Annotated in this window: 9 protein-coding genes, 2 pseudogenes and 1 riboswitch; of the genes and pseudogenes, 6 read left to right on the top strand and 5 right to left on the bottom strand. The window is 53.6% G+C overall.

Translation table 11 applies throughout. The features are described from left to right. Positions 1-9 precede the first annotated feature (9 nt). Entirely contained in the window at positions 10-552 is a 543-nt protein-coding gene (locus CV944_RS10650; protein ID WP_015374253.1) for a 1,2-dihydroxy-3-keto-5-methylthiopentene dioxygenase, read from the top strand. A gap of 88 nt (positions 553-640) precedes the next feature. On the opposite strand, the gene CV944_RS10655 is transcribed toward CV944_RS10650, so the two are convergent. Next, a complete protein-coding gene (locus tag CV944_RS10655) occupies positions 641-1,375 on the bottom strand; it encodes a ZIP family metal transporter (protein ID WP_100659710.1) in 735 nt (244 codons plus the stop codon). 216 nt (positions 1,376-1,591) lie between these two features. Here CV944_RS10655 and CV944_RS10660 point away from each other — a divergent pair, with 216 nt between their 5' ends. Next, positions 1,592-2,041 carry a MarR family winged helix-turn-helix transcriptional regulator gene (locus CV944_RS10660; RefSeq protein ID WP_014195273.1) on the top strand — a complete coding sequence of 150 codons (450 nt, stop codon included), beginning with the start codon at positions 1,592-1,594 and terminating at the stop codon, positions 2,039-2,041. 89 nt (positions 2,042-2,130) lie between these two features. Further along, positions 2,131-2,697 (top strand): phosphate propanoyltransferase, encoded by a 567-nt coding sequence (locus CV944_RS10665; protein ID WP_033006192.1) that lies wholly within the window; start codon positions 2,131-2,133, stop codon positions 2,695-2,697. A gap of 61 nt (positions 2,698-2,758) precedes the next feature. Here the strand turns inward: CV944_RS10665 and CV944_RS10670 are convergent, their stop codons facing one another. The 4 genes and pseudogenes from CV944_RS10670 to CV944_RS10685 form a co-directional block, all read right to left on the bottom strand. After that, on the bottom strand, positions 2,759-3,307 hold the full coding sequence (locus tag CV944_RS10670; RefSeq protein WP_100664158.1) for a short-chain dehydrogenase: 549 nt from the start codon (positions 3,305-3,307) through the stop codon (positions 2,759-2,761). 18 nt (positions 3,308-3,325) lie between these two features. Then, positions 3,326-5,347, bottom strand: coding sequence for a S9 family peptidase (locus tag CV944_RS10675; protein WP_100664160.1), 2,022 nt, complete (start codon positions 5,345-5,347; stop codon positions 3,326-3,328). A gap of 122 nt (positions 5,348-5,469) precedes the next feature. Beyond that, a complete protein-coding gene (locus CV944_RS10680; protein ID WP_014195281.1) occupies positions 5,470-6,894 on the bottom strand; it encodes an amino acid permease in 1,425 nt (474 codons plus the stop codon). A 73-nt stretch (positions 6,895-6,967) separates the two neighbouring features. After that, positions 6,968-7,148, bottom strand: a riboswitch (Lysine riboswitch). A 288-nt stretch (positions 7,149-7,436) separates the two neighbouring features. Further along, positions 7,437-7,688 (bottom strand): annotated as a pseudogene (locus CV944_RS10685) (transposase); the annotation flags it as partial. Between the two features lie 299 nt (positions 7,689-7,987). Between CV944_RS10685 and CV944_RS10695 the strand changes: the two are divergent. The 3 genes and pseudogenes from CV944_RS10695 to CV944_RS17630 all read left to right on the top strand — a co-directional run. Then, positions 7,988-9,682: a M3 family oligoendopeptidase gene (locus CV944_RS10695; RefSeq protein ID WP_100664159.1), complete on the top strand. Its 1,695-nt coding sequence runs from the start codon at positions 7,988-7,990 to the stop codon at positions 9,680-9,682. Between the two features lie 90 nt (positions 9,683-9,772). After that, positions 9,773-10,291: a GNAT family N-acetyltransferase gene (locus tag CV944_RS10700; RefSeq protein WP_100659713.1), complete on the top strand. Its 519-nt coding sequence runs from the start codon at positions 9,773-9,775 to the stop codon at positions 10,289-10,291. 163 nt (positions 10,292-10,454) lie between these two features. Continuing rightward, positions 10,455-10,565, top strand: a pseudogene (locus CV944_RS17630) (TetR/AcrR family transcriptional regulator); the annotation flags it as partial. Positions 10,566-10,664 lie beyond the last annotated feature (99 nt).

The raw sequence follows: 10,664 nt of genomic DNA on the forward strand, positions 1-10,664 counted from the left end.
GATTTTGACATGGCCGTCATCAAAGTGAGAAAAACGGGCCAAGTGATTGAAGGAGAAGACAATGTGCGCGCGTTTTTGAACAGTCAAGGGGTGTTGTATGAACATTGGGACATCACGAAACTGCCGGAGCATTTGCGCGATAAATATGTTCTGACAGATGAAGAAAAAAATGAAATTTTAGCGACGTTCAAAGACGAAATTGAAGACTTGGCGGCGCGCCGCGGCTACAAAACATGGGATATCGTCGCTCTGTCCGATGCGACGCCGAACTTGGATGAACTGCTGAAAAAATTTGAACAAGTGCACATCCATACGGAAGACGAAGTGCGCGCCATTACGGCCGGCCATGGCATTTTCATTATCAAAGGCGACAAAGAGACCGGCTATTTTGACGTCGAGCTGGAAGCCGGCGATGTCATTTCCGTGCCGGAAGGGAATCCGCACTACTTTACGCTCATGGACGACCGCCAAGTCGTAGCCGTCCGCCTGTTCATCGACCCGTCCGGTTGGGTCGCCCATCCGTATGAAGAGAAAGAAGAGGCTGTCCAATAATGAGAACACCCCGTTGCCAGGCAAGGCAGCGGGGTGTTTCGTTCTGTATGGAGAGGAGCGCTTGCCTCGATGACGGAAGGAGAGACCGCTAAAACGATTCGGTTAACAAAATCATAAACAAAATGCCGATAATAAAGGCGTACGTCGAGATCCGTTCGTTGCCGTCGCCATGGCTTTCGGGAATGAGCTCTTTGTAAATGATGAACAGCATCGCCCCGGCGGCAAACGCCAACCCGTATGGAACGAGGCCGCGGAAGAGAGAGGTTAAATAAAAGCCGAGCAAAGACGTCACAATTTCGACCGCGCCGGTTAACGTGGCAATGACAAACGCTTTAAAGCGGCCAATCTGCTGATTGACTAAAAACAAGGCGACCAAAAATCCTTCCGGCGCGTTTTGCAAGCCGATGGCCAATGCGATCAAATTGCCGGTTTGCGAAGCGCCGTCTGAGGCGTAGCTCACCCCGACTGACAGCCCTTCGGGGAGATTGTGCATCGCAATGGCGGCGATGATGAGCATCGCCTTTTCGTCGAATTGCAAGCCGCTTTTCGTATGCTCCAAGTCGATATGGGGGACGGTCATCTCAAGCAACGTTAACACGAGCACCCCCGCCGCCAATCCGATGGCGAGCGCCTCAAAACCGCCGGACCGCAGGGCCTCGGGAATAAGACTTGTCATCGAGGCCGCCATCATAATGCCGGCTGAAAACGCGAGGAGCACATCGCGCCAGCGGTGAGTGAGCGATTTGGCCATAAACAAAATCGGCACAGCGCCAAGTCCGGTCGATAAGGCGGACAGCACACTGCCGGTCAATACCCCGTTCATCCAATTCCCCCTTCATCAGCCTTTATTTTTTCATATGCGCCGTTTCCACAAATGTGACAATCGCCCAAGCGCTGCCCTATCACAAAATTATCATAGCGAAAGGAACGGCCGCTGGCGAGAAAAATGGACCAGCGCCTGGCAAAAACGGTTGCCTGCCTGTTTGCTGTTCAAGTATAATGCAAGTAAGAAATGGTTAAATGCAAAGGGTTGGATGGCATGGAACAAAAAGAGCAAGAACTCGAGCAATCGCTAAAGTTGTTTATCGTATTGTCGCGGGCTTACCGCGCCGTAAGCGACCAAGTGAACAAATCAATCCACTCATTCGGGGTCAATCCGACCGAATTTGCCGTGTTAGAATTGTTATACCATAAAGGGGATCAGCCGCTCCAGCAAATTGGCGAAAAAATTTTGCTGGCGAGCGGGAGCATCACCTACGTCATTGACAAACTGGAAAACAAAGGATTGATCGTCCGCCGCGCCTGCGAAAAGGACCGGCGCGTCACGTACGCGTCCATTACAGAAGAGGGGCGGCGGTTTATTGAGCGCGTATTTCCCGAGCATGCGGAAAAAATTCACGAAACGGTTTCGGCGCTGACGGCGGCAGAAAAAGAGCAGGCGATTGCGCTGCTGAAAAAATTAGGATATGGGGCAAAAACAAGGGGCTGACGCGAGGTCGGCCTCTTTAATTTTGCCGGAAATGGATACGTTATATAAAGAACATACCATAGCCAGCAAAAAAGGAGAGATCACCATTGATGGTTCCAGTAGGGGTATCGAATCGCCACATTCATTTATCAAAAGAACATATGGCGGCGCTGTTTGGCGAAGGCGCCGAGCTGACGGTGCTCAAGCCGTTGTCGCAGCCTGGCCAGTTCGCCGCCAAGGAAACGGTGACGGTCGAAGGGCCGAAAGGGAAAATTGAAAACGTCCGCGTCCTCGGACCGGTCCGTTCGCTCACCCAGCTTGAAATTTCGAAAACCGACAGCTTCAAGCTCGGCGTCGCGCCCCCGGTCCGCTTATCCGGCGATATTGACGGAACGCCGGGCATTACGATTCACGGACCGAAGGGGACGGTGACCGTCGACAAAGGGGTGATCATTGCCAAGCGCCACATTCATATGACGCCGAAAGATGCCGAGACGTTTGGCGTCCGCGATAAACAAGTGGTGAAAGTGAAAACGCAAGGGGAGCGGGCGCTCATTTTTGACGAAGTGATCGTCCGCGTCAGCGAAGATTTTGCATTAGATATGCACATTGACACCGATGAAGCGAACGCGGCCGGCTTGAAAACGGGCGATTATGTCGAACTGCTTCCATCGTGAAACCATCCGCGCCAAAGGCGGACAAAGCACCCTCTCGGTACAAACGAGAGGGCGCTTCCCATTAATGCGGCCGCTTCTTCTCTGATGCTAGTGTGCCGACAAGATGAAACGGCGCATCACGCCGAATGGCGTCAATGACGCCGCTGCTGATTTCTTGATGGGTGAGCCAACGCGTGCTGTGCTCTTCGATCACGAAGCCAAGCTGAATTTGCCGGTACAGGCAAGCGGAAGACAAACGGAGTTCCCGCTTTGCCTCGGCCGGATGGGTCCGGCTGCCGAGCACGTGGAACAGACGCCAAGGACCGGGATGTCTGCTATTTTCCCGGATGATGGCCGGAAACGCCTGTTTCCCGTCGCTGTGCACCCATGCGACAACAAGGTCGAAGGCTCTGTTTTCATTGATTGTTTGGTGAATCAAGGAACATAGTACATCATGATCGCGATAATCGACCAAAAGCGGGGTAATGGCCTCCAGATGTGCGGCGCGGGCGATGAGCCGTTCCATCCGTTCCCTGTTCCGGGCGACGATGGATACATGGTACCCTTCTCGCACGAGCCAAAGCGACACGTCGGTTAACATGCCTGTCCCACCGATGACGAGTGCGTGCATGGTGGTTCTCCTTTCGGATTAATGCGATGCTCCTTTCAAATAGCGGTCAAACCAGTCGACGATATGGCGAAGACGCTCAAGCCGAAGAGCAGGGTTGCCGGTGCGCGACAAATCGTGGTTGGCGTCCGGAAAGCGGACGAGCTTTGTTTCCCGCCCGAGCTGCTTTAAGGCGACAAACAGCTGTTCGGCCTGCTCAATCGGGCAGCGGTAATCGCGTTCGCTGTGCAAAATCAAAAGCGGTGTGCGCATGTGTTTGACGTATTTGAGCGGCGAATGATGCCAAAGCCGCTCAGCGTCTTCCCAAACGTCGCAGCCGACTTCCCATTTCGTGAAAAAGTAGCCGATGTCGCTCACGCCAGAGAAGCTGAGCCAGTTGGAAATCGAACGTTGAGTGACAGCCGCTTTGAATCGGTCGGTATGCCCAACGATCCAGTTCGTCATAAATCCGCCGTAGCTGCCGCCGGTGACGCCAAGCCGTTCTTTGTCAATAAAGTCGAACTTGCTGATGGCGGCGTCGACGCCAGCCATAATGTCTTCATAATCCATGCCGCCATAGTCGCCGCGCACCGCATTGACAAACGACTGGCCGTATCCGTGGCTGCCGCGCGGGTTCGTAAACAGCACGGCATAACCGGATGAAGCGAGCAGCTGCAATTCATGGAAAAACGTAAATCCATACATCGCATGCGGCCCGCCGTGAATTTCGACGACAAGCGGCGCCTTTTCTCCTTCGTCAAGCTCAGGCGGTTTCATGATCCAGCCTTGAATCTCCAAACCGTCCGTCGATTCATATGTAAACGGTTCGGCAGCGGCGAAGGCCACTTCATGTTCAAGCGCTTCATTGGCACGCGTAAGCCGTGTTTTCGTTCCATCGGCAAGCGAGACCGCATATAAATCGCCAACGGACGTAGGCGAGCTGATGGCGGCGACGGCTTGCCGTCCATTCGGATGGACGGTGAATCCGTATAGATGAAAATCTCCTTCGACCACTGGAACGATCGGGCCGGCGAGCGAGACGAAATATGCGTTGACGCGTCCGCGCTCTGAGGCGGTGACATACAGGCCGCTTCCGTCGCTCGCCCAAATCGGGCCCGGGCCTTTCGCATCAGCGTGCATGTCGCCGACCATGGCGTCACCGAGATGGACGTCCCAGTCGGCGGTCAACACCCGCTTCGTTCCACGTTCCGGCTCAAAGACGTAAAGCCGGTGAAGCGTCGCCCCAAGATAAGCCAAATCATGGCCGATGGCCGCGAGCTTCATTCCGTCCGGCGACCAGGCGAGTGAAGCGAACGCGCCGCAGCCGTTCGTCAAGTTCGTTTCTGTTTTTTTCTCGAGATCGAGCAAAATGATGTCGCGGGTAAAGGCGGTGTCCGGATCCTCGTTTCGGTTGGCGACAAAGGCAAGCGTCCGTCCGTTTGGCGAAATCGCAAACGAACCGATTTCCTCCTCGCGGCCCGTCAACGCTTCGATTTTTCCTGACAGCACATCGATGCGCGTGAGCACCGCCCGTTTGCCGTCAAGAAAACCAGCCGCGTCCGATTTGTAATACAGCCGCTCGACCACGCGCGGTTTCAGGTCGGCTCGCTTCACTTCTGCCTTTTCCGGTTCTTCGCGGTCTTCAATCGTTTCATCATCGCCAAGCGTCGTTAGGGCGATGAGAAATGTTCCATCCGGCGACCAGACGTAATCGCGCACGCCGTTTTTGAAAAACGTCAGCTGGCGCGCTTCGCCGCCATTGGCAGGCAGCAGCCAAAGCTGCACACGCCCCGAGCGGTCAGACAAAAAAGCGATCGTTTCGCCGTCCGGGGAAAAGCGCGGCTTCGTGTCGCGACAGCGCCCGAACGTCCATGGACGGACGGCGCCGTCTTCCGTCCACATAGATAGATGGGAGCGGTATTGGTTTTCTTCGTCGATCGATTTTTCCACAAACACGACGCGCGTTCCGTCCGGCGCGTAGTGCGGGTCGCGCACCGAGCGGAGGCGAAGCAAATCTTCCGCCGTCATGCCGCGGCGTTTCGTCAGGTGCTCGTTGTTGTTCATCAGCAAGACCTCTCTTTCCTTCAAAAATGGAACCATCTTGTATATTTCGTCTTACGAAAGAAAAGATCCTGCCCCAAAACAGAAAAAAACGAACGCCCAAACGATAGGCGTCCGTTTTTTAGCTATGCCGACAGTTTTTGTTTTTCATTTGCCTGCTGCGCTGCCTTTTTCACCTGCGGGTAGAAGATCACGCCGCTTGCCAGCAAGGCAACGCCCAGCAGGAACGTTTTCATATCCGCCGTCCCGGCGATGACGACCCAGACGGAATACAATGTTGCCAGCGCCGCAACGATGCCGTCAGCGAGCCGCTCCCGTCCTGCCGCATACGTTTCCCCCGTGAGCGTGAGCTTCAGCTGGAAGACGGAAGCAATCAAATATGGAACGAGATAAGCGAGCGTGGCGATGTAAATGACGAAGTCAAACGCTGTTGCCATCGAGTTGGAAATGGTCGAGAAAATGAACAATTGCGCCAGCGCGTTTGACAATGTGAGCGAGAAGCTCGGTGCCCCTTTTCTGTTTTCCTTCAAAAAAACCGGCAAAAACATCCCTTGTTTCGCCGCCTGGTACGGCACTTCGGCGCTCAACAAGATCCAGCCGAGCGTCGAGCCAAGCAAGCTGATCAGCCCAAGGCCAGCCAACACGTAGCCGCCCGCCGGTCCGACGATGGCATTGATGGCGTCCACGAGCGGTTTTTCCGATTGAATCAGTTCGCGTTGCGGCAAGACGCCCATCACCAAAAAGCTGATGCCGATGTAAATGGCTAAGGCGATGAGCAGGCCGGCGATCGTCGCCCGTTTTACGTCCGCTTGTTTGCGCGCGCGGGAAGCGAACACCATCGCCGATTCAACGCCGACAAACGCCCAGAGTGTCGATAAAGCGGCGTTGTTGATTTGTCCAAGCAAACCGATCGGCTGTCCGTTCCCGTCATAGCGAGGGGCATCAAGCGGGCCGATGACCGCTTTGTCAAAGGCAAACAAGGCGATGACGATAAATAGGAAAAAGCCAAGCACTTTGGCCGCGGTGGCGACAAAATTCAGCTTGCCAGCGCCTTCTACACCGCGCAAAATGATGATATGCATCCCCCAAAGGAGCGCCGTGCAGACGAGAAACGTCAACAAGTTCCCAAGCTTCAAGGTGAACGACCCGGCGGTGAACACCGTTTGGCCGCTTGTCAGCACCGGGAAAAACGTCGACAAGTAGCTTGCAAATGTTGTAATGATCGCGACGTTGCCGGCAAAGTTGCCGACCCAGTAGCCCCATGATGACATAAAGCCGGATAAAATCGACAAGTTCGAACCTTTCGGAAACAGCTCCTTCGCGTAAATTTGCGGACCGCCGCCTAAGTCGGGCTTGCGGATTGCCAAGTTGCCAAACACAAGCGCCGTCATGAGGACACCGGCTCCGGTCAGCAGCCAGGCGAACATGACGCCGATGGGGCTCGCCGCCTCCGCCAACGAGCGCGGCAGCATGAAAATGCCGGAACCAACCATATTGCCCACGACAAGCGCGGTTAACACCCAAATGCCAAGTTTTCGTTGCTGATCCAAGGTCAAAACGCTCCTTTCAAAAAAAAGAAAGCACCCGCGCCTTTTCAGCGGGTGCATGATTCGCATCCAACTGAATGGCGATAGCGCTCCATCGCCCAAGGGCGATGGCAGTCCTGCGCCTGTTCGGCCGCAGGCCCAGCTTGCGCCGCCGGAGCGCGCCGCAAACTTCGGCGGTGAACCCTTTCCCGCTGCATCATCGACCGCTCCGAGCCTCGACAGCGCTACTTTTGTTCACCGCAACCTCTATCCCATTGAAGTGGAGAGGGGGTATATCGTTGTCGACATTATATTACTCAATTCGACAAAAAACGTCAATATGTTTTTGGAAAATACAGAAGATGGGACGAGATTCCCAATCCATGGCCGCTATTTCTAGGGGGAAGAGGGCGCGAATGGGAATATGATTTGTTTTTGAAAAATAGAAATGGTTGCGAAGATCAAGATCATGATAGTTGCCTTCTTTTTCTATGAGGAAATAAAATGGAAATTTGTTCAGAGAATGGTTCATCACTAAAAACTAAAAGATGTACTTGCACTAGCCATTAAAGTATGTTAGCTGTTTCTAACCGAACCCGAAATGCAAAACGTTGGATATTTCTGTATCCGTATCCCCGACGTTTGATCCGCTTAATCTTGTTATTCGTTTCCTCCATTTTCCCATTCGAATAAGACGATAAAATGCATGATATGATTTCGTCTGTTCGTTTGACGAGTGATTTTGCGATGGCTCGCACAACTGAACAAGGACAAAACGAATAACGATGAATCCAAGCCTCCAATTGTTCCAGATTTTGCACATTCTTTCGGAACGTTTGCACGCTCTCTCAGATAAAGATTTCCAACGCGCCTGATGGACCGATGGAAAAGAGAAAGCGCAAAATTTTGGTGAAGAGCCTTTTTATGCGCATATATGGGTGGTTTTTTATATATTATGCAAAGGTTGCGAAATATGAGTGAAATGATTAGTATAATTTGTGGTGATGAACCCAGAGAATGGGAAATCGAGAAGGATTTTGAGGATTCATGGCGAATAAACAGTAGGTCGGCTGAGTGATGAAAAAATGTAAAAATGAAAGGAAAGAAGGGACAGAGCATGAAGTTTTCCGAATTTCGTTACGAGCGGCCGGACATCGCTCAATTGCAAGCATCGTTTCAAGAAGCGCTTGATTCGTTCCGCCGTGCCGGGAGCGCCGCCTTGCAGCACGAGGCGATGAAGCGGATCAATGCACTGCGCCGCCGCTACAGCACGATGGCGAACCTTTGCCACATCCGCCATACGATTGATACAAACGATGAATTTTATAAACAAGAACAGGACTTTTTCGACGAAACCGAGCCGGTCGTCAAGGGGCTCGTCAACGATTATTACCGCGCGCTTGTTTCCTCGCCGTTCCGCGCTGAATTGGAACAAGTGTGGGGAAAACAGCTGTTTGCGTTGGCGGAAACGCAACTGAAAACATACGCGCCGGCGGTTGTCGAAGACTTGCAAAAAGAAAACAAGCTGGCCAGCGAATATACGAAGCTCATTGCATCGGCGAAAATCATGTTTGAAGGAGAGGAGCGGACGCTCGCCCAGCTGCAGCCGTTTGTCGAGTCGCCGGACCGCACGATGCGCCAACGGGCGAGCGAAGCGCGGTTTTCGTTTTTCACGGACCACGAAAAAGAGCTCGATGAGCTGTATGATGAGCTCGTCCACGTCCGCACAGCGATCGCCCGGAAGCTTGGGTTCAAAAACTTTGTTGAGCTCGGCTATGCCCGTTTAGGACGGACCGATTACAATGCCGACATGGTTGCAGGCTATCGCCAGCAGGTAAAAACGCACATCGTCCCGCTCGCGTCCAAGCTGCGCGAGCGCCAGCGGCAGCGCATCAAGGTCGAGAAGCTCTACTATTACGACGAACCGTTTATGTTTCCAACCGGCAACCCGGCGCCAAAAGGCGATGCCAGCTGGATTGTCGAAAACGGCCGGCGCATGTATGAAGAGCTGTCGCCGGAAACCGGCGAGTTTTTCCGCTATATGGTCGAACACGAATTGATGGACCTCGTCGCCAAAAAAGGGAAGGCGGGCGGCGGCTATTGCACGTATATCGATGATTACAAGGCGCCGTTTATTTTCTCGAACTTTACCGGCACATCCGGCGACATTGACGTATTGACCCATGAAGCCGGACATGCGTTCCAAGTGTATGAAAGCCGTCATTACGACATTCCGGAATACAACTGGCCGACGCTTGAGGCGTGTGAAATCCATTCGATGAGCATGGAGTTTTTCACCTGGCCGTGGATGGAGCTGTTTTTCGCCGACGACGCCGACAAATACCGGTTCGCCCATTTGAGCGACGCGCTCTTGTTTTTGCCGTACGGCGTGGCGGTCGATGAATTTCAGCACGCGGTCTACGAGAACCCGGATATGACGCCAGCGGAGCGGAAGAGTGTCTGGCGCAGCATCGAAAAAGCGTATTTGCCGACAAGAGACTACGCCGGCCATGACTACCTTGAGCGCGGCGGATTTTGGCAGCGGCAAGGGCACATTTACACCGACCCGTTTTATTACATTGATTATACATTGGCGCAAGTGTGCGCGTTCCAGTTTTGGAAGCGGGCGCAGGAAGACCGGGAATCAGCCTGGCGCGACTATGTGGCGCTTTGCCGATTGGGCGGCACCCGGCCGTTCACCGAGCTCGTCAAAAGCGCCAACCTAAAGTCGCCGTTTGCCGATGGAACGGTCGCTTCGGTCGTCGGCCATATCGAGCGATGGCTGGACAGCGTCGATGACAAAGCTTTGTAAAAAGAAGAAAAAAGGCGGGCGGGAACGGCACCGCCTTGCCTTTCTTTATTTTGGAAACTTCTGCTGAACTAGGGCAAAGGGGGAAAACGGATGATCCGTAAAGCCACATGGGCCGACGCACCGGCCATCGCCTCCGTCCACGTCGAAAGTTGGAAGACGACGTATGGCGGCATCGTGCCAGACGCGTACTTGGAGACGTTGACAGTGGAAGAAAAGCAAACGTTATGGGAGAAGGTGCTCCGCCAATCGGATCATTCCGTGTTTGTCGCCGAGGAAAACGGGCACGTCGTCGGATTTGTCTCGGGCGGCCGAAACCGGGCGAGCGATGGTTCAGCGGCACAATATGACGGGGAGCTGTACGCGATTTATTTGCTTAAGGAAGCGCAAGGAAAAGGGCTCGGCCGGCAGCTCGTGCAAGCGCTCGTCGGCGATTTGACGCAAAAAGGCATTCATTCGCTGGCCGTCTGGGTGCTTACCGACAACCCGTCCCGTGGTTTTTACGAACGGCTTGGCGGTGAAAAAGTGGCCGAGGAAAGGGTGGAAATCGGCGGAAAAGCGTTGTGGGAGCGGTGCTACGGCTGGCGAGACGTCCAATTGATGGAACAGTAGGTGGACTGCCGAACCGTCGGCAGCTTAAAAAATGTATTTTGTGAGTGATTACTCACTACTATGCAAAGGGGAGAAAAGCAATGACCGCCAATCCATGTATTCAAGTCGAGCGTGTCTCCAAGCGGTTTGGAAAAAAGTGGTCATCCACGATGTGTCGTTGGATGTCCGCGCGGTGCTCGCCAACCGCTACACCTTTGTGAAAACGTATTTGCCGGCGATTCGCGTGCTTTGGCAGGAGGTTGCCTTTCATTCCGAGATTAAACAGTGCTTTCAACCACGAGTGTTGATTATCCAAAATTATACATACGCCTTCCATAAATTTGGGCATACTCAAACAAAGCAGCGGCCATCCCGGATTTCCAATCGAGAGGAA

The sequence above is a fragment of the Geobacillus sp. WSUCF-018B genome (genome assembly GCF_002809985.1).
In the GTDB taxonomy this organism is placed as follows: Bacteria; Bacillota; Bacilli; order Bacillales; family Anoxybacillaceae; genus Geobacillus; species Geobacillus thermophilus.